This is a genomic window from Pseudomonas sp. JC1203, from assembly GCF_056175065.1.
Genome location: NZ_JBWCAM010000001.1, coordinates 260,426 through 278,893, shown reverse-complemented (window position 1 = coordinate 278,893; position 18,468 = coordinate 260,426). Strand labels below are relative to the sequence as shown.

The 18,468-nt window shown below is 65.3% G+C and carries 15 protein-coding genes; 10 read left to right on the top strand and 5 right to left on the bottom strand.

Features of this window, described 5'->3' with window-relative positions:
• Positions 1 to 90: 90 nt before the first annotated feature.
• A complete protein-coding gene (locus AC0SZ7_RS01305) occupies positions 91 to 1,419 on the bottom strand; it encodes an LLM class flavin-dependent oxidoreductase (RefSeq protein ID WP_475502629.1) in 1,329 nt (442 codons plus the stop codon).
• Between the two features lie 2 nt (positions 1,420 to 1,421).
• Entirely contained in the window at positions 1,422 to 3,662 is a 2,241-nt protein-coding gene (locus AC0SZ7_RS01300) for a TonB-dependent receptor (RefSeq protein WP_475502628.1), read from the bottom strand.
• Positions 3,663 to 3,878: 216 nt separating this feature from the next.
• On the opposite strand from AC0SZ7_RS01300, the gene AC0SZ7_RS01295 reads away from it, so the two are divergent.
• A complete protein-coding gene (locus AC0SZ7_RS01295) occupies positions 3,879 to 4,904 on the top strand; it encodes a LacI family DNA-binding transcriptional regulator (protein WP_475502627.1) in 1,026 nt (341 codons plus the stop codon).
• A gap of 66 nt (positions 4,905 to 4,970) precedes the next feature.
• Here the strand turns inward: AC0SZ7_RS01295 and AC0SZ7_RS01290 are convergent, their stop codons facing one another.
• Positions 4,971 to 5,864 carry a LysR family transcriptional regulator gene (locus AC0SZ7_RS01290; protein WP_475502626.1) on the bottom strand — a complete coding sequence of 298 codons (894 nt, stop codon included), beginning with the start codon at positions 5,862 to 5,864 and terminating at the stop codon, positions 4,971 to 4,973.
• A 115-nt stretch (positions 5,865 to 5,979) separates the two neighbouring features.
• On the opposite strand from AC0SZ7_RS01290, the gene AC0SZ7_RS01285 reads away from it, so the two are divergent.
• Positions 5,980 to 6,708: an SDR family oxidoreductase gene (locus AC0SZ7_RS01285; protein ID WP_475502625.1), complete on the top strand. Its 729-nt coding sequence runs from the start codon at positions 5,980 to 5,982 to the stop codon at positions 6,706 to 6,708.
• A gap of 101 nt (positions 6,709 to 6,809) precedes the next feature.
• Here the strand turns inward: AC0SZ7_RS01285 and betT are convergent, their stop codons facing one another.
• On the bottom strand, positions 6,810 to 8,774 hold the full coding sequence (gene betT / locus AC0SZ7_RS01280) for a choline transporter BetT (RefSeq protein ID WP_475502971.1): 1,965 nt from the start codon (positions 8,772 to 8,774) through the stop codon (positions 6,810 to 6,812).
• Between the two features lie 256 nt (positions 8,775 to 9,030).
• Positions 9,031 to 9,966: a serine O-acetyltransferase EpsC gene (gene epsC, locus AC0SZ7_RS01275; protein ID WP_475502624.1), complete on the bottom strand. Its 936-nt coding sequence runs from the start codon at positions 9,964 to 9,966 to the stop codon at positions 9,031 to 9,033.
• 245 nt (positions 9,967 to 10,211) lie between these two features.
• Between epsC and AC0SZ7_RS01270 the strand changes: the two genes are divergently transcribed.
• The 8 genes from AC0SZ7_RS01270 (at position 10,212) to AC0SZ7_RS01235 (ending at position 18,357) form a co-directional block, all read left to right on the top strand.
• On the top strand, positions 10,212 to 11,210 hold the full coding sequence (locus AC0SZ7_RS01270) for a D-cysteine desulfhydrase (RefSeq protein WP_475502623.1): 999 nt from the start codon (positions 10,212 to 10,214) through the stop codon (positions 11,208 to 11,210).
• A 121-nt stretch (positions 11,211 to 11,331) separates the two neighbouring features.
• On the top strand, positions 11,332 to 12,129 hold the full coding sequence (tcyJ, locus tag AC0SZ7_RS01265; RefSeq protein WP_475502622.1) for a cystine ABC transporter substrate-binding protein: 798 nt from the start codon (positions 11,332 to 11,334) through the stop codon (positions 12,127 to 12,129).
• Positions 12,126 to 12,794, top strand: a complete 669-nt coding sequence (gene tcyL / locus AC0SZ7_RS01260) for a cystine ABC transporter permease (protein ID WP_475502621.1) — start codon at positions 12,126 to 12,128, stop codon at positions 12,792 to 12,794. The genes tcyJ and tcyL overlap by 4 nt, the downstream gene beginning before the upstream one ends.
• A 4-nt stretch (positions 12,795 to 12,798) precedes the next feature.
• On the top strand, positions 12,799 to 13,542 hold the full coding sequence (gene tcyN / locus AC0SZ7_RS01255) for an L-cystine ABC transporter ATP-binding protein TcyN (RefSeq protein WP_475502970.1): 744 nt from the start codon (positions 12,799 to 12,801) through the stop codon (positions 13,540 to 13,542).
• Positions 13,543 to 13,724: 182 nt separating this feature from the next.
• A complete protein-coding gene (locus AC0SZ7_RS01250) occupies positions 13,725 to 14,432 on the top strand; it encodes a hypothetical protein (RefSeq protein WP_475502620.1) in 708 nt (235 codons plus the stop codon).
• Between the two features lie 102 nt (positions 14,433 to 14,534).
• Positions 14,535 to 15,770 carry an SfnB family sulfur acquisition oxidoreductase gene (locus AC0SZ7_RS01245; protein ID WP_475502619.1) on the top strand — a complete coding sequence of 412 codons (1,236 nt, stop codon included), beginning with the start codon at positions 14,535 to 14,537 and terminating at the stop codon, positions 15,768 to 15,770.
• A 20-nt stretch (positions 15,771 to 15,790) separates the two neighbouring features.
• A complete protein-coding gene (locus AC0SZ7_RS01240; RefSeq protein WP_475502618.1) occupies positions 15,791 to 16,996 on the top strand; it encodes an SfnB family sulfur acquisition oxidoreductase in 1,206 nt (401 codons plus the stop codon).
• Positions 16,996 to 18,357 carry an LLM class flavin-dependent oxidoreductase gene (locus AC0SZ7_RS01235; RefSeq protein ID WP_475502617.1) on the top strand — a complete coding sequence of 454 codons (1,362 nt, stop codon included), beginning with the start codon at positions 16,996 to 16,998 and terminating at the stop codon, positions 18,355 to 18,357. Before AC0SZ7_RS01240 ends, AC0SZ7_RS01235 begins: the two co-directional genes overlap by 1 nt.
• Positions 18,358 to 18,468 lie beyond the last annotated feature (111 nt).

The following is an 18,468-nucleotide window of genomic DNA, read 5'->3' as shown; positions in this document are numbered from 1 at the left end:
GGGTGCTGGGGGGGTGCCCGCTTTTTTTTGGCCCCCAAACCCCCCGCGCCCCCCCCCCCGCTCCCACAAAAGCATTCACACCGCTGGCTGTCAGAAGAATGGGTTCGTGGGTTTCTCCAGCCCCAGGTTCTCGCGCAGCGTGGTGCCTTCGTACTCGGTCCTGAACAGCCCGCGGCGTTGCAGCTCGGGCACCACGTGGTCGGCGAAGTCTTCCAGGCCGCCGGGCAAATGCGGCACCAGCACGTTGAAGCCGTCGGCCGCGCCTTGTTCGAACCATGCCTGCAACTGATCGGCAATCTGCACCGCGGTTCCGATCAGGCTGTAATGCCCACGGCCACCGGCGATCTTGCGGCCCAGTTCGGCCAGGCTCAACTGCTCGCGCCCGGCCAGCTCGGTCAGCAGTTTCTGCCGGCTTTGCTGGCCGCTGTCGGTCAGCGGCAGCTCGGGCAGCGGGCCGTCCAGCGGGTAGCCGGACAGGTCGAAGTTACCGAGCATACGCCCTAACAGCGCCACGCCGACTTCGGGTTCGACCAAAGCCTGGAACGCCTCGAATTTTTCCCGCGCCAGGGCTTCGGTCTCCCCTACCACCACGAACACGCCGGGCATGATTTTCAGTGAATCGGGGCTGCGCCCGAACTTCGCCAGCCGGCCTTTCAAATCGGCGTAGAACGCCTGGGCGTTGGCCAGCGAAGTCTGGGCAGTAAAGACCACTTCAGCGGTTTGCGCCGCCAGCTCGCGGCCGGTTTCCGAGGAGCCGGCCTGCACGATCACCGGCCGGCCCTGGGGCGAGCGGGCGACGTTGAGCGGCCCCTTGACCTTGAAGTGTTCGCCGCTGTGGTTGAGCACGTGCAACTTGGCCGGGTCGTAGTATTGGCCGCTGGCCTTGTCGCGGGTGAAAGCGTCGTCGGCCCAGCTGTCCCACAGGCCGGTGACCACTTGGTAGAACTCGCGGGCGCGGCTGTAGCGCTCGGCATGGCCGATGTGTGCGTCACGGCCGAAGTTCAGTGCTTCGGCAGCGGCGTCCGAGGTCACCAGGTTCCAACCGGCGCGGCCGCCGGACAGGTGGTCCAGCGAGGCAAACTTGCGGGCTACGTGGTAGGGCTCGTTGTAGCTGGTGGTGACGGTGCTGATCAGGCCGATGTGCTCGGTGACCGCGCTCAGCGCCGACAGCAGGGTCAGCGGCTCGAAGTGGTCGGAGCGCGCCATGCGGCTGGCGATGTCGCCGGTGGCCGCCGCCACGCTGTCGGCCACGAACAGCGTATCGAAGCGGGCGCGCTCGGCCACCTGGGCCAGGTGCTTGTAGTGCTTGAAATCCAGCCCGGCGTTGGCCGGCACTTCTGGGTGCCGCCAGGCGGCCACGTGGTGACCGGTTGCCATCAGGAACGCGCCCAATTTCAGTTGTCGTGGTGCCTGGCTCATGTTCAGAAGTCCTTGCGTACTTGAATGCCGAAGTAACGTTGGTCGTCACGCGGTACCGCGCGGTAGATGTAGCCGGTGCCGCTGGCCAGCAGTGGCGAGTAGGACTTGTTCGCCAGGTTCTTGCCTTCCAGCGATACGCGCCAGCCGCTGCCGTAGTCGGCCAGGGCTACGCTGGCGTTCCAGATGCCGTAGGCGCCCTGCTCGGTCAGCGGGTTCTGGCTGATGTCGTACTGCACATTGCTCTGCCAGTTGAAGTCGGTGCCCAGTTCGATGTCCATGCCGTTGTCCAGCGGGATGTCGTAGTCGGCACGCACGTAGGTTTTCCAGTCCGGGCTGAACGGCAGGGTCTTGCCGTTGACGTCGCACGAAGCGGCAGCGCCTGCCGGGCAGCTGAACTGGTCGATGCGGGCGTGGGTATAGGCGAACGCACCCGACAGTTTCAGGTTGCGGGTGGCCTGCAGGGCCCAGTCGCCCTCCACGCCTTCGGTGCTCACCGTGCCGGCGTTGATCAGGCGGGTCACCACCTGGTTGGCCACGGTGTCGTAGAAGTTGGCCTGGTAGTTGTTGTACTGGCTGTGGAACACCGCAAGGTTGGTGGTCAGGCGGTTGTTCCAGCTGGTGGCCTTCACGCCCAGTTCCCAGGTGTTCGAGGTTTCCGGCTTGAGCGCGTCGGTGTCACGCGGCTGCATGTTGAAGAACACGTTGTAGGCCGGGCCCTTGTAGCCGCGCGAGTAGGTCAGGTAGCTGGTGACGTTGTCGCTGAGGTCGTACTGCAGGCCCAGGCGGCCCGACCAGCCTTCGGCGTTGGTGTCACCCGAGCTGCTGGTGGCCGGGTTGATGCCGTTCACCGCCACGGCCGAGGTGGAGGTGCGCTCGTGGTCGTATTTCAGCTCATCGTGGGTCCAGCGCAGGCCGGCGATGCCGCGGAAGGTGGGGGTGAAGTTGAAGGTGTTCTCGCCGAATACCGCGTAGCTGTCGCTGGTGGTGCCGTAGTTGGCCAGGCCGCTGTTGGTGGCGGTCGGGGTGATGAGCGTGCGGCCGTAGGTTTCCTTGTCGCGGGCGTGCATGTAGTACAGGCCGGCCACGTATTCCATGAACTCGCCCTTGGGCGAGGCCAGGCGCAGCTCCTGGCTGTACTGGTCGTAGTCCAGCGTGCCTTTGTCCTGAATGCCCGGGTAGGCGGCGCTGATGGTAGCCAGGCGGTCGGCGTCCTGCCACTGGTCGTTGTTCCAGCCACGCCAGGCGGTGATCGAGGTCAGGGTGTAGTCGCCCAGGTTCCAGTCGGCCTGCGCGGAGAGGCCCTTGTTGATGTCATCGACGTGGGTGCGGTAGTCGCTGACGATGTCGCGGTTGTGCGAGCTGGCGGTGACCGGCGACAGTGCGCTGCCGAACGACGCCAGGGTGCTGGCGGCGACCACGCCGTTGGGGGCGTCGCTGGCGGCGTTCATGTAGTCGGCGGACAGGGTCAGCTTGAAGTCTTCGTTGGGGGTGAACTCCAGCTTGCCGCGCGCGCCCTTGCGGTTGTAGCCGTTGAGCTCCTGGCCGTTGGCCTTGTTGTGCACGTTGCCGTCGTAGTCGCTGACCAGCGCGGTGACGTTGCCCTTCAGCACGCCGGGGATCAGCGTGCCGCCGATGCCGAAGCGGGTGCGGCTTTCGTTGCCCTGGTAGTAGGACTGCTCCACGTAGCCGTGGGTCTCGTCGGTGGGCGCCTTGGTGACGATGTTGAGCACGCCGGCCGAGGCGTTCTTGCCGAACAGCGTGCCCTGCGGGCCGCGCAGCACTTCAATGCGGTCCAGGTCCAGCAGGTCGAGGGTGGCCATGCCCGGGCGGCCGTACACCACGCCGTCGACCACGGTGGCCACGGTGGGCTCCACGCCCGGTGAGGTGGAGATAGTGCCCACGCCGCGAATGAACAGCGAGGTGTCCTTGTTCGATGCGCCGGTGCGGAAGTTCACCGTGGGAATCTGCTGCACGATGCTTTCGATGTTGGTGCGGTTCTCGCGCCCCAACTGCTCACCATCCACCACGGTGACGGCCACGGGCACTTTCTGCAGCGACTCTTCGCGGCGGGTGGCGGTGACGGTCACCGATTTCAGCACCGGTTCCGCGCTGCTGTCGGCTGTGGTGGTGGCATCCGCTGCCTGCACCGCGCCCAGCGGCATGGCCGCGCAGGCGGCAAGGGTCCAGCCGAAGGCCTGTACCAGCGCGGTGGTTTTGAAACGATCCCCAAATCGGTTTTGCATGTCGGATGCCCTGCTCGAAGGTTATGCCCTGGCCGTGGCTCTGCGGCCACTGCGTCTGTCGTTTCGCAGAAAAGGTGTCGTGGGCATTCGCTCGAGCGAGTAGCAGACAAAGCACTTTGTTAGCGCTAACATCGAAAGTATCGGCAATCCACACATAGACCGTCCAATACTGAAAAATTACTTTTATATGCGTTTAGGTTTTATCAGGAGATTGAAGTGAGCGACGACAAGCGCAAGCGGCGTGGCGCCGGTCGGGTCACGTTGAACACCGTGGCCCGCCATGCCGGGGTGTCGGCGATTACCGTGTCGCGCTATTTCAACCAGCCCGAGCAGGTGTCGCCCGAGCGCCGCGAGCGCATCAAGGCAGCCGTGGACGAGCTGGGCTACGTGCCCAACCTGGTGGCCGGCGGCCTGGCCTCGGCGCGTGGGCGCATTGTGGGCATGGTGATTCCCAACATCTCCGGGCCGATCTTCGCCAACACCATCCAGGGCTTCAGCGACACCCTCAGCCGCCATGGTTACCAGCTGCTGCTGGCCTCCAGTTACTTCTCGGTAGAGCAGGAGGAAAGCGCCGTGCGCGCGTTCCTCGGCTGGTCACCGGCGGCGCTGGTGCTGACCAGCCATTTCCATAGCGAAGCCACCGAGAAGATGATCGCCGAGGCGGACATTCCGCTGATCGAGACCTGGGACTACCGGCCCGAGCGCAGCCCCATCCAGATCGGTTTCTCGCACTTCCAGGTGGGGGTCACGGCCACCCGTTACCTGCATGGCAAGGGCTACCAGCGCATCGCCTTCGTGCAGAACAGCGCGGCCGGCGACTTCAGCGCGCTGGAGCGGCGCGACGGCTACAGCGCCACGATGGCCGAGTTGGGCCTTGCGCCGCAGGTGTTCGCGCCGCAGGAAGGCCTGGCGCCGTTCGAGGCCGGCAAGCAGGCCATGCAGGCGTTGATGGCGGGTGAGCAGCCGCCCCAGGCGATTATCTTTGCCAACGACAACCTGGCGGCCGGCGGCATGCTGGCGGGGCAGCGGGCGGGGGTGAAGATCCCCGAGGATTGTGCGGTGGTGGGGTTTGGCGATTACCCGTTTGCCGAGATGCTGATGCCCAGTTTGACCACCATCAAGCCGCCGGCGCTGGAGATTGGCGTGTTGGCGGCGACGCGGGTATTGGAGAGTTTGGGCGAGGTGGAAGTGGAGCGGCTGAACCTGTTGGAGTGCCGCCTGATCGAACGCGAAAGCGCCTGACCCCGTAGCAGCCGACCTTGGTCGCGATGGGGCCCTTGAGGACGCCATCGCGACCAAGGTCGGCTCCTACCAGGTTTTTCCTTGAAAAACCTCCGCCACCCAATCCACGAACACCCGCACCCGCGGCGCCATGTGGCGGTTCTGCGGGTATAGCACCGACACCGGCATGGGCGGTGGCGGGAACTGCGGCAGCACTTCGCGTAGCAAGCCCTGCTGAATCGGCAGCGCCACGCGGTAGCGCGGCACCTGGAACAGCCCCAGCCCGGCAATCGCCGCCGCCGCGTAGATCTGTGTGCCGAACACCGAGATGGCCCCCGGCACCTGCACTTCCACCACCTCGCCGTCGACCATGAATTCGAAAGGGAACGGCTTGTTCGAGGTGCGCGACACGTAGTTCACCGCCTTGTGCTGCTGCAAATCCGCCAGCACCTGCGGCTCGCCGTGCGCGCGCAGGTAGGCGGGGCTGGCGCAAGTCACCTGCGGCAGGTTCGCCACCCGCCGGCCGATCAGCGATGAGTCGCCCAGGTTGCCGGCGCGCACCACACAGTCCACGCCCTCCTCGATCAGGTCGACGAAACGGTCCGCCTCGCTGAACGATAGCTCGATATCCGGGTAGCGGGCGATGAACTCGGGCAGCGCCGGCACCACGAAGTAGCTGGCGAGCGAGCCGTGCAGGTCTACCCGCAAGCGGCCCTTGGGCGCCACTTGGCGGAAGGCCAATTCGGCCTCTTCCAACTCCGCCAGCAGGCGTACGCAACGGGTGTAGTAGGCCTCGCCGTCCAGCGTGGGGCGTACGCGCCGGGTGCTGCGCTCCAGCAGCCGCGTGCCCACCCAGGCTTCGAACTGGTTGAGGCTGTGGGTCAGCGTGGCGCGGGGCATGTTCAGGTCTTCGGCGGCCAGGGTGAAGCTGCTGCGCTCGAAGATGCGCACGAAGATTTTCATGGCGCGAACCTGATCCATGCGGCCCCCTGATTGTTGGCAAAAGTTGAACAGTCAAGGCAACTCTGGCGCATTTATCGGGCTGGGTAAACATGTGAACCTCTGTTTCACCCCTACCCGACACAGGACATCTCCCATGAGCAAAGTAGCCATTGTCACCGGTGCCTCCCGCGGCATCGGCGCCGTCATCGCCCAGCGCCTGGCCCGCGAGGGCTTCGCGGTGGCCGTCAACTACGCCAGCAGCGCCGTTGAGGCCGAGGCCCTGGCCAGCCAGATCAACGCAGCCGGCGGCCGCGCCATTGCCGTGGAGGCCGATGTGGCCAGCAGCAGCGACATGCGCCAGCTGTTCGATACCACCGAACAGCAGCTGGGCAAGGTTGACGTGCTGGTGAACAACGCCGGCATCATGAAGCCTGCCCCCATCGCCGAAACCTCGGACGAGCTGTACGAACAGATCTTCGCCATCAACACCCGCGGCACCTTCAACGCCCTGCGCGAAGCGGCCGCGCGCCTGAACGATGGCGGGCGGGTGATCAATTTCTCAAGTTCGGCGCTGGGCCTGAAGCTGCCTGGCTATGCCATCTACAACGCCAGCAAGGCGGCAGTGGAAGCCATGACCCATGTATTTGCAAAAGAGCTGCGCGGGCGCGGAATCACCGTCAACGCCGTGGCACCGGGGCCGGTGGCCACCGAGTTGTTCCTGAGGGGGAAAAGCGAAGAGCAGATCCAGCACTTCGCCAAGCTGCCGCCGCTGGAGCGCCTTGGGCAGCCGGAGGATATCGCCAGCGTGGTGGCGTTCCTGGCGGGGCGGGACAGCGGCTGGGTCAACGGCCAGACTCTGCGCGCCAACGGCGGCATTGTCTAACTCACCCTCGTAGCAGCTGCCGAAGGCTGCGTCCGCCACACGCGGTGCATCAGCTGTACCGCGTAGGCTGTGACGCGGCCTGCGGCCGCTGCTACAGGGGGTTAGCGGACCATGTGCAGGAACTGCATATGCCGCTCGTACTGGTCGAGGATGTCGTTGATCACCTGCTCACGGGTGTAGCCCACCAGGTCGTAGTCCTGGCTACCCTCGGCCAAATGCACCTCGGCGCGGTAGTAACGACGGTTCTTCAGCTCCTTGGTGCCCATGCCGCCACGGGCGAACGACGGCGTGAAGTAGCCGCGCATCTGCACCTGGTAGATGAACGGGCGCTCTTCGCCGTGGCCGATTTCCAGGCTGACCTGGTCGTGGCTGAGGTCCTCCTGGGTCACCACCTTCAGGCCTTTCTCGGTGAACACCGCCGAGACTTCCTCGATGGCCGGGCGCACCAGGGTGTCCATGAAGCGGTACACCTCGTCCCGCGAGGGGAAGTGCACGGCCTGGCTCAGGCGCTGGCGCCAGCCACCACGGCCGCGGCGGGCGTTGGTGGCCACCGGAGCCAGGGAGTACATCTGCGCGATCTTGCGCTGGGACTCCAGGTAGAACGCCTTGTGCAGGCCCCACATCATCGCCAGCAAAATCAGCGAGAACGGCAGCGAGGTCAGCACCACCGCCGATTTCAGCGAGTCGATGCTGCCGGCGAACAGCAGCCCGCTGGTGATGACCGCGGTCATCACGCCCCAGAACACTCGCAGCCACTTGGGCCCGTCTTCATCGGCGTTGCCGCCACGGGCCGACAAGGTCGACAGCACCACGGTGCCCGAGTCTGCCGAGGTGACGAAGAACACGAAGCTGATGAACACCGTCACGGCAATCACCGTGCGGCTCCAAGGGTAGGTTTCCAGCAGCAGGTACAGGGTCTTGGCCGGGTCCACCAGGGCCGACTGGCCGAGGGCCGTCATGCCGTGGTTGAGCACCATGTCGATGGCGCTGTTGCCGAAAATCGACATCCACGCCAGGGTGAAGCCCAGCGGAATCAGCAGCACGCCGAAGACGAATTCGCGGATGGTGCGGCCACGGGAAATGCGCGCGATGAACAGCCCCACGAACGGCGCCCACGCGATCCACCAGGCCCAGTAGAACACCGTCCAGTTGCCCAGCCAGTCGCTGGGCTTGTCGTAGGCGTACACGTCGAAACTCTTCGACGGCAGCGCGCCCAAGTAGTCGCCGACGTTCTGGATCAGCGTGGTCAGCAGGTGCTGGGTAGGCCCGGCAAACAGCACGAACAGCAGCAGCGCAACGGCCAGCAGCATGTTGATGTCGGACATCACTCGCACGCCCTTGTCCACGCCGGAGACGGCAACGATGATCGCCGCGCCCATCATCAGCGTGATGAGCACCACCTGCACCCACTGGGTGTGCGGTACGCCGAACAAAATATCCAGGCCGGAATTCAGGTGCAGCACGCCAAAGCCCATGTCGGCGCCCAGGCCGAACACCGTGGCAATGATGCCGAAGCCGTCCACCGCGTAGCCGATGGGCCCGTTGATGCGCTTGCCGATCAGTGGGTACAGGGCCGAGCGCAGCGCCAGCGGCAGGTTATGCCGGTAGGCGAAGTACGCCAGGGCCATGCCCACGAACGCGAACACGCCCCAGCCGTGCAGGCCCCAGTGCAGGAACAGCAGCTGCATGGCCTGGCGCGCGGCAGCCTGCGTGCCGCCCTCGCCTTGCGGCGGCGTCAGCATGTGGGTCAGGGGTTCGGAAACGCAGAAGAAAAACAGGGTAATGCTGATGCCGGCGGCGAACAGCATGCCGGCCCATGACAGGTAACTGAATTCGGGCTCGTCGTGGTCGGCACCGAGCTTGATCTTGCCGTAGCCAGACAAGGCGGTGACCACCACGAAGACCAGATACAGGGTCATGGCCAGCATGTAATACCAGCCAACGGTGTTGGCGGCCCAGGCTTGCGCGGCGGTAAGCCAGGCCCCGGCTTGTTGCGGGAAGGCGATGACGACGATGCCGAACAGCAGGATGAAGCTGGCGGCGAAGTAGAACACCGGGGGGTTCATGCGGACGTTGCCGCTGGCGGGAGAAGACGAGGCACTCATTGGCAGTGCACCTCGAAAGGCGGGAAAGCAGCTGAATAGAGCGTTTTCAGCAAGGGATGACCTCCTGTAGAACGCGAATCGCGAACATCTTTTAAATTGAACAACCGTTCAATTTAACCACACAACCGCCCCGCCCTCCAAACCGGGCCCTGTGGGAGCTGGCTTGCCAGCGAGCTTTGCGGGCCTAAACAGCTCGCTGGCAAGCCAGCTCCCACGGTTACTTCTGCGTCCCGTCATCGTGCTGCAGATTCGCCTGCGTCAGGTTGCTGCCCGGCGCCACGTTGCGGGTCAGCCACACGTTGCCGCCAATAGTGGAACCCTTGCCAATGGTGATGCGACCCAGGATGGTGGCCCCGGCATAAATCACCACGTCGTCCTCGACAATCGGGTGGCGCGGGTGGCCTTTCTGCAGTTGCCCCGACTCGTCCGCCGGGAAGCGCTTGGCGCCCAGGGTCACGGCCTGGTAGATGCGCACCCGCTCGCCAATGATCGCCGTCTCGCCGATTACCACGCCGGTGCCATGGTCGATGAAGAAGCTGGGGCCGATCTGCGCGCCAGGGTGAATGTCGATGCCGGTGGCCGAATGCGCCAGCTCCGAACTGATGCGCGCCAGCAGCGGCAGGCCGGCGCGGTACAGGTGGTGCGCCAGGCGGTGGTGGATAACGGCCAGAATGCCGGGGTAGCACAGCAGCACTTCGTCCACGCTGCGCGCCGCCGGGTCGCCGTGGTAGGCGGCCAGCACGTCGGTGTCCAGCAGGATGCGCAGCCCGGGCAGCGCTGCGGCGAAGCCCTGGATCAGCTGCAGCGCATGGGCGTCCACGTCTTCCTGCGCCTGCTGGTGGCGTGCGGCGTAGCGCAGCTCCAGCCGGGCCTGGGCCAGCAGCGCGTTGAGCGCGGCGTCCAGGGTGTGGCCGACGTAGAAGTCCTCGCTTTCCTCGCGCAGGTCCACCGGCCCCAGGCGCATGGGGAACAGCGCCCCGCACAGTTGTTCAAGAATGCAGCGCACCGCTTCGCGCGACGGCAGCTGCCGGCCCCCCTGCTCGCCGCTGCTGCGCCCGTTCTCACGACGCCACTGCTCACGCGCACCGCGCAACTGGCCGACGATGGACTGCAACTGCCAATGGCCGTTCGCCGCTTGGGGTTTGTCGCTCACGATGGGGTACTCCTGATATGGCCGCCTGTTCGGCGCCCACTGTACGGTAGATTGTCGCACCGCAAAAAGAACGGATTCTGATGGGCGGTGACGTTATGAACATAAGCTTTGTGGGAGCTGGCTTGCCAGCGAGCGGTTCGGGCCCGCTAAAAAGCTCGCTGGCAAGCCAGCTCCCACAGGGATGTGGGGTTGCCCCCCAATCTATGCCTGCCTATAGTCCTGTTTCCCCCAACACCGGATTCCCCATGATCACGCAATCGCTTGCCCGCTTCCCACGCCTCGACCTCCTGGGTGCCCCCACTGCACTGGAAAAACTCGAGCGACTGTCACAGTGGGTTGGCCGCGATATCTATGTGAAGCGTGACGACCTGACCCCGCTGGCCATGGGCGGCAACAAGCTGCGCAAGCTTGAATACCTGGCCGCCGACGCCCTGGCCCAAGGCTGCGACACCCTGATCACCGCCGGCGCCATCCAGTCCAACCATGTGCGCCAGACTGCGGCCATCGCCGCCAAGCTGGGCCTGGGCTGCGTGGCACTGCTGGAAAACCCCATCGCCACCGACGACAGCAATTACCTGGGCAATGGCAACCGCCTGCTGCTGGACCTGTTCGATGCCAAGGTGGAGCTGGTGGAAAACCTCGACAACGCCGACCAGCAGCTGCAAGCCCTGGCCCAGCGGCTGGCCGACAGCGGCAAAAAACCTTACCTGGTGCCCATCGGCGGCTCCAATGCCTTGGGCGCCCTGGGCTACGTGCGCGCCGGCCTGGAACTGGCCGAGCAAATCAAGGCCACCGGCCTGGACTTCGCCGCCGTGGTGCTGGCCTCGGGCAGCGCCGGCACCCACAGCGGCCTGGCCCTGGGCCTGAGCGAGTCGCTGCCGCAGCTGCCAGTGATCGGCGTCACCGTGTCCCGCACCGACGAGGCCCAGCGCCCCAAGGTGCAGGGCCTGGCCGAACGCACCGCCGAGCTGCTGGGCGTGCCGCTGCCGGACAGCTTCAAGGTCACCCTGTGGGATGAATTCTTCGGCCCGCGCTATGGTGAACCCAACGCCGGCACGCTGTCGGCCATCAAGCTGGTGGCCAACCAGGAAGGCCTGCTGCTGGACCCGGTGTACACCGGCAAGGCCATGGCCGGCCTGCTGGACGGCATCGGCCGCCAGCGCCTGGACGCCGGCCCGGTGATTTTCCTGCACACCGGCGGCGCCCCGGCGCTGTTCGCCTACCCGGGTATCTGGTCGAACTGATATAGCTGGAATAGAAGAAAGCTGAATTTTTTATTATTTTCAGCCATAACGACAGGCGGCGATAATCAGCCACCAACGCAAGGATGCGTGCCTTCCCTCACAACAACATATGGGGCATCACATGACTTTCTCTTCGTTGCGTCGCAATCTCCTCATTGCCAGCATGGGCCTGGTCATGGGTTCCGCTCTGATCGGCCAGGCAGTGGCCGGTGACGAGCTGAAATCCATCCAGGACAAGGGCAGCATCAGCGTCGGCCTGGAAGGCACCTACCCACCGTTCAGCTTTGTCGACGAAAACGGCAAGCTCACCGGCTTCGAAGTGGAGTTCGCCCAGGCCCTGGCCAAAGAGCTGGGCGTGACCGCCAAGCTGCAGCCGACCAAGTGGGACGGTATCCTCGCGGCGCTGGAATCCAAGCGCCTGGACGTGGCCATCAACCAGGTGACCATCTCCGAAGAGCGCAAGAAGAAGTATGACTTCTCCGAGCCCTACACTGTGTCCGGCATCCAGGCCCTGACCCAGAAGAAAGACGCCGGCAAGATCGCCTCGGCCAACGACCTGAACGGCAAGAAAGTCGGTGTGGGCCTTGGCACCAACTACGAGCAATGGCTGAAGGACAACGTGCCGGGCGCCATCATCAAGACCTACGACGATGACCCAACCAAGTACCAGGACCTGCGCGTTGGCCGTATCGACGCCATCCTGGTCGACCGCCTGGCCGCCTTCGAGCTGATCAGCAAGACCAACGACACCCTGGCCGTCTCCGGCCCGGCGTTCTCCCGCCAGGAAGCCGGCGTGACCCTGCGCAAGGGTGAGCCTGAACTGCTGGCTGCCATCAACAAGGCCATCGACAAACTGCGCGCGGACGGCACCCTGGCCAAGCTGTCGCAGAAGTACTTCAACGCTGACGTGACCAAATGATTGAAGAAAGTCTGAAACTGGCGCTGGATTCAGCGCCTTTCCTGCTCAAGGGTGCCGAATTCACGGTGCTCTTGAGCCTGGGCGGTATGTTTTTCGGTTTGCTGCTGGGCTTCGGCCTGGCCCTGATGCGCTTGTCACGCTTCATGGTGGCGCGTGGCATTTCGCGGGTGTACGTGTCGTTCTTCCGCGGCACGCCGCTGCTGGTGCAGCTGTTCGTGATTTATTACGGCCTGCCGCAGGTGGGCATCGAGCTGGACCCGCTGCCGGCGGCGCTGATCGGCTTCTCGCTGAACATGGCCGCCTATGTGTGTGAAATCCTGCGGGCGGCCATCAGTTCCGTGGACCGTGGCCAGTGGGAAGCGGCTGCCAGCATCGGCATGACCCGGGGCCAGACCCTGCGCCGGGCCATCCTGCCGCAAGCGGCGCGCACGGCTTTGCCGCCGCTGGGCAACAGCTTCATCTCGCTGGTGAAGGACACGGCCCTGGCCGCAACCATCCAGGTGCCGGAGCTGTTCCGCCAGGCGCAGCTGATCACCGCGCGTACATTCGAAGTGTTCACCATGTACCTGGCCGCAGCGCTGATCTACTGGGTGCTGGCCAGCGCGTTGTCGGCGCTGCAGAACCGCCTTGAAGCGCGGGTGAACCGCCATGACCAGGAGTCCTGACGCCATGATCGTGGTGGAAAAACTGACCAAGCATTTCAACGGCAACGCCGTGCTCAAGGGCATCGACCTGCAGGTGGCTGCCGGTGAAGTGGTGGCCATCATCGGCCCTAGCGGCTCGGGCAAGACTACCTTCCTGCGCTGCCTGAACCTGCTGGAAACGCCCGATAGCGGGCGGATTCGCATGGGTGACATCGAGATCGATGGCAGCCGCATCGCCCAGCAACAAGGCCTGATTCGCCGCCTGCGCCAGCAGGTGGGCTTCGTGTTCCAGAACTTCAACCTGTTCCCGCACCGCACGGCGCTGGAAAACGTGATTGAAGGCCCGGTGGTGGTCAAGAAGACCCCGCGTGCCCAGGCCGAGGCCCTGGGCCGCAAGCTGTTGGCCAAGGTTGGCCTGGCCGGCAAGGAAGACGCCTACCCGCGCAGGCTGTCCGGTGGGCAGCAACAACGGGTGGCCATTGCCCGCGCATTGGCCATGGAGCCGGAGGTGATTCTGTTCGACGAACCCACCTCGGCGCTGGACCCGGAGCTGGTGGGCGAAGTGCTGGCGACCATTCGCAGCCTGGCCGAAGAGAAACGCACGATGATCATCGTCACCCACGAAATGGCCTTCGCCCGTGACGTGGCCAACCGCGTGGTGTTCTTCGACAAGGGTGTGATCGTGGAACAAGGCGAGGCGAAAGCGTTGTTCGCCAACCCTCGCGAGGAACGCACCAAGCAGTTTCTCAGCAAGTTCCTGGCAGGTTAAACGCCCTCGACGCCGCCTGGCGGCAGCTGCTACACAGGCCTGTAGCAGCTGCCGCCAGGCAGCGTCCGAGAGCAACACGGTCCACGTAGGAAGCGTCTGAACCCCACAAACGGCACTCCCCCCACCTTGACCCTCCCCTTGCGACAACCTATGAAGGACGCCGGCCTTCAAGGAGAATCGCCATGCACCTGTTCAACGGATCTGAACTGCTGCCCCCCGCCCTGCCACTGCTCGCCAGCCACGGCATCGGCCTGCACGCCACCCAGCACCTTTACGCCGCCATAGAGCCCTGGGAGCACATGGACCATGGCGACCTGCTGGAGCTGTTCTGGAACGGCTGTTTCGTCACCGCCCACACCGTGCAGCCCGGCGAGACTGGCCGCACCCTGCAACTGCCGATCCCGGCCAGCTTCGCCTTGAATGGCGACGCACGCCTGCATTACCGCGTGCTGCGCATAGGCGTTCGCGCGCAGCGTTCGCCCAACCTCGACTTCACAGTGAAACTGCAGTGCCCCGGCAGCCCCGTGCCGGGCCATGGCGAAAACCAGTTCCTCGCCCCGCTGGCCTTGCCCGACGCGGTGTGCCTGAACACCCTCAAGCGCGGCGTGCCATTCAGCATCGAGCCTTGGCAACACATGGCCAGCCGCGATTGCCTGACCTTGCGCTGGGGCGACCTGCGCCTGGACCTGCCACCGCTGCTGCCTGGCCAGGTGGGCCTGCCCATCAACGGCCGAATCCCGAAGAAAGTGGTCCGCGAGGCGGGCCAGGACGACCACCTGGAAGCCACTTATTGCATCCTCGACGAGGTCGGCAACCCGTCTGGCTGGGCCCCTGCCAGGCAGGTGCGGGTGTACCGCGATCCCGCTTCTATTGATATTCCTAAAGGTTAGTATATTTAAACTTTATACACGATTAGGGTATATAAACCGGACCACCGGACCAGCGCATTTTCCGCCGCGACAACGCGGCGCTATTCATGACGTGAGGACGGTATGGTCAGCAACAACGACATCCAGTCGCATCTGGACACCCCGCCACCGTTGCTGCCGGCCAAGGTGCTGGGCAGCGACGCCGAGGCCCTGCAAGCCGCCCATGAACTGGCTGCCGCCGCCCGCAGTGGCGCCGCCTACCGCGACCGCGAGCGGCAACTGCCGTGGGCGCAAGTGGAGCAGTTCACCGCCAGTGGCCTGGGCAGTATTTCCATCCCCCGCCAGTTCGGCGGCCCGCAGCTATCGTTCGTCACCATTGCCGAGGTGTTCCGCATTGTCTCGGCCGCCGACCCGGCGCTGGGGCAGATCCCGCAGAACCAGTTCGGCCTGCTGCACCTGCTGCCGGGCGTGGCCACGCAGCAGCAACAGCAACACCTGTTCAGCTCGGTGCTGCAAGGCGCGCGCATCGGCAATGCCGGCCCCGAACGCGGTACCCGCAACACCCTGGAGTTGAAAGCACGCATCACCCGCCAGGGCGAGGGCTATGTGCTCAACGGCCAGAAGTTCTATTCCACCGGCGCCCTGTTCGCCCACTGGGTGGCCGTGAAGGCGCTGAATGATGAAGGCCGCCAGGTCATGGCCTTCGTGCCCCGTGGCAGCGCCGGGCTGCGCATCGTCGATGACTGGAGTGGCTTCGGCCAGCGCACCACCGCCAGCGGCACCGTGCTGCTGGACAACGTGCAGGTGGCCGCAGAGTTGGTGGTGGACAACTGGCGCAGCGGCGAACGGCCGAATATCCAGGGCGCCGTCTCGCAGCTGATTCAAGCGGCCATTGATGCCGGCATTGCCGAAGAAGCCATCGCCGACACCATCGCCTTTGTCCGCGAACGCTCGCGCCCGTGGGTGGACGCCAACGTCGAGCGCGCCAGCGACGACCCCTACGTGATTGCCGACGTCGGCCGCCTGAGCCTGGAGCTGCACGCCGCCCAGGCACTGCTGCGCAAGGCCGGCCGGGTGCTGGACGAGGTATTCGCCGGGGCCATCGACGAGGCCGCCGCGGCCCGCGCTTCCATTGCCGTGGCCGAAGCCAAGGTGCTGACCACCGAGGTGGCGCTGCAGGCCAGCGAGAAGCTGCTGGAGCTGGCGGGCAGCCGCGCCACCCTGGCCGAGTTCAACCTCGACCGCCACTGGCGCAACGCCCGCGTGCACACCCTTCACGACCCCGTGCGCTGGAAATACCACGCGGTGGGCGCCTACCACCTGAACGGCAGCCACCCCGCCCGCCACTCCTGGATTTGACCAGACCACTGGAGAACGCAATGAACGCATTCACGCCCAAGCCAGGGCCGGTGGAGCTGATTCGCTCTGACGCCCAGGCCATCGAAACCGCTCACCACCTGGCCGCCACCCTGCGCCAGGACAGCATCGTGCGCGACCGCGAACGGCGCCTGCCCCATGCCGAACTAGCGTTGTTCAGCCAGTCGGGCTTGTGGGGTATCAGCGTACCCAAGGCCTTCGGCGGCGCCGGGGTGTCCAACGTCACCCTGGCCCAGGTGGTGGCGATCATCGCCCAGGCCGACGCCTCGCTGGGGCAGATCCCGCAGAACCATTACTACGCCCTGGAAGTGCTGCGCGTGAACGGCAGCGCCGCGCAGCAACAGCGCCTGTACGCCGAAGTGCTGGCCGGCCAGCGATTCGGCAACGCCCTGGCCGAACTGGGTACCAGGACCGCCCACGACCGCACCACACGAATCACCCGCGACGGCGACGGCTACCGCATCCATGGCCGCAAGTTCTACGCCACCGGCGCCCTGTATGCCCAGCGCATTCCTACCTCGGTGGTGGACGAGCAGGGTGTGCAGCACCTGGCCTTCGTGCCCCGCGACAGCCACGGCCTGCAGGTGATCGACGACTGGAGCGGCTTCGGCCAGCGCACTACGGGCAGCGGCTCGGTGCTGTTCGACAACGTGTACGTGGCCGCCGAGGACGTCATCGCATTCCAGACCGCCTTCGAGCGCCCTACCCCAGTGGGCCCGCTGGCGCAGATCCTTCACGCCGCCATCGATACCGGCATCGCCCGCGCCGCCTTTGAGGACGCCCTGCATTTTGTGCGCACGCGCACCCGGCCGTGGATCGATTCGGGCGTCGAGAAAGCTGTGGACGACCCGCTGAGCCTGAAGACCATCGGCCACCTGGCCATCCGCCTGCACGCCACCGAAGCGTTGTTGGAACGTGCCGGCGAATTCCTCGACCTGGCCCAGGCCGACAGCACCGCGGACCGCGTGGCCGCCGCCTCCATTGCCATCGCCGAAGCCCGCGCCATCAGCACCGAAGTGTCGCTGGCGGCCGGCAGCACCCTGTTCGAACTGGCCGGCAGCCAGGCCACGCTCGCCGAGCACGGCCTGGACCGCCACTGGCGCAATGCCCGCGTGCACACCCTGCACGACCCGGTGCGCTGGAAATACCACGCCATCGGCAACTACTACCTCAGTGACGAGAAGCCGCCACGCCGAGGGACCATCTGATGCCCGCTAAAAAGATCCTGCTCAACGCCTTCAACATGAACTGCATCGGGCACATCAACCACGGCCTGTGGACGCACCCGCGCGACACGTCCACCCAGTACAAGACCCTGGAATACTGGACCGAGCTGGCGAAGACCCTGGAGCGCGGCCTGTTCGACGGCCTGTTCATTGCCGACATCGTCGGCGTGTACGACGTCTACCAGAACAGCGTCGACGTGCCCCTGCGCGAGTCCATCCAGCTGCCGGTCAACGACCCGCTGCTGCTGGTGTCGGCCATGGCCGCCGTGACCAGCAACCTGGGGTTCGGCCTGACCGCCAACCTCACCTATGAACCGCCGTACCTGTTCGCCCGGCGCATGTCGACCCTCGACCACCTGAGCCGTGGCCGCGTGGGCTGGAACATCGTCACCGGCTACCTGGACAGCGCCGCCAAGGCCATGGGCCTCAGCGAGCAGGCCGAACATGACCGCCGCTACGACCAGGCCGATGAATACCTGCAGGTGCTGTACAAACTGTGGGAAGGCAGCTGGGAAGACGACGCCGTGGTCAACGACCCGGCACGCCGGGTGTATGCCGAGCCGAGCAAGGTGCACAAGGTGCAGCACCAGGGCGAGTTCTACCAGGTGAACGGCTACCACCTGTGCGAGCCCTCGCCCCAGCGCACGCCGGTGCTGTTCCAGGCCGGCGCCTCGGACCGTGGCCTGCTGTTCGCCGGCCGCCACGCCGAATGCGTGTTCATCAGCGGCCAGACCAAGGCGGCCACCCGCGCCCAGGTGGACAAGGTACGCGCCAGCGCTGCTGCGGCAGGCCGGCGCCCCGAGGACATCAAGGTGTTCATGGGCCTGACCGTGATCGTCGCCGCCACCGAGGAAGCCGCCCACGCCAAGCACGCCGAATACCTGCAGTACGCCAGCGCCGAGGCCGGCGTGGCGCATTTCGCCAGCTCTACGGGCATCGACTTCGCCCAGTACGAACTCGACGAGCCGATCCAGTACGTGAAAAGCAACGCCATCCAGTCGGCCACCAAGAACCTGCAGAACAACGACTGGACCCGCCGCAAGCTGCTGGACCAGCACGCCCTGGGCGGCCGCTATATCACCCTGGTCGGTGCGCCCGAGCAGGTGGCGGACGAGTTGATTGCCTGGCTCGATGAAACCGGCCTGGACGGCTTCAACCTGGCGCGCACGGTCACCCCGGAAAGCTACGTGGATTTCATCGACCTGGTAGTGCCAGAGCTGCAAAAGCGCGGGCGCTACAAGACCAAATACGGCGACGGCACCCTGCGCGAAAAACTCTTCGAGCATGGCGCGCGGTTGCCCCACAACCATATCGCCAGTGAATTCAAACACCCTGCTGCCTGACTACGTACCTGTGGGAGCTGGCTTGCCAGGCCCTCGGTCCGGGGGGGGGGGGGGGGGCCCGCGAGCTTTTGAGGCCCCCAAAAGCTCGCTGGCAAGCCAGCTCCCACAGAA

What these genes read in the sequence shown, in the direction of transcription:
- betT (WP_475502971.1), bottom strand. Translation starts at nt 8,774, where the DNA reads ATGAACCCCCCGGTGTTCTACTTCGCCGCCAGCTTCATCCTGCTGTTC.
- AC0SZ7_RS01290 (WP_475502626.1), bottom strand. Translation starts at nt 5,864, where the DNA reads ATGGATCAGGTTCGCGCCATGAAAATCTTCGTGCGCATCTTCGAGCGC.
- tcyL (WP_475502621.1), top strand. Translation starts at nt 12,126, where the DNA reads ATGATTGAAGAAAGTCTGAAACTGGCGCTGGATTCAGCGCCTTTCCTG.
- AC0SZ7_RS01270 (WP_475502623.1), top strand. Translation starts at nt 10,212, where the DNA reads ATGATCACGCAATCGCTTGCCCGCTTCCCACGCCTCGACCTCCTGGGT.
- AC0SZ7_RS01245 (WP_475502619.1), top strand. Translation starts at nt 14,535, where the DNA reads ATGGTCAGCAACAACGACATCCAGTCGCATCTGGACACCCCGCCACCG.
- AC0SZ7_RS01285 (WP_475502625.1), top strand. Translation starts at nt 5,980, where the DNA reads ATGAGCAAAGTAGCCATTGTCACCGGTGCCTCCCGCGGCATCGGCGCC.
- AC0SZ7_RS01300 (WP_475502628.1), bottom strand. Translation starts at nt 3,662, where the DNA reads ATGCAAAACCGATTTGGGGATCGTTTCAAAACCACCGCGCTGGTACAG.
- AC0SZ7_RS01250 (WP_475502620.1), top strand. Translation starts at nt 13,725, where the DNA reads ATGCACCTGTTCAACGGATCTGAACTGCTGCCCCCCGCCCTGCCACTG.
- AC0SZ7_RS01235 (WP_475502617.1), top strand. Translation starts at nt 16,996, where the DNA reads ATGCCCGCTAAAAAGATCCTGCTCAACGCCTTCAACATGAACTGCATC.
- tcyN (WP_475502970.1), top strand. Translation starts at nt 12,799, where the DNA reads ATGATCGTGGTGGAAAAACTGACCAAGCATTTCAACGGCAACGCCGTG.
- tcyJ (WP_475502622.1), top strand. Translation starts at nt 11,332, where the DNA reads ATGACTTTCTCTTCGTTGCGTCGCAATCTCCTCATTGCCAGCATGGGC.
- AC0SZ7_RS01305 (WP_475502629.1), bottom strand. Translation starts at nt 1,419, where the DNA reads ATGAGCCAGGCACCACGACAACTGAAATTGGGCGCGTTCCTGATGGCA.
- AC0SZ7_RS01240 (WP_475502618.1), top strand. Translation starts at nt 15,791, where the DNA reads ATGAACGCATTCACGCCCAAGCCAGGGCCGGTGGAGCTGATTCGCTCT.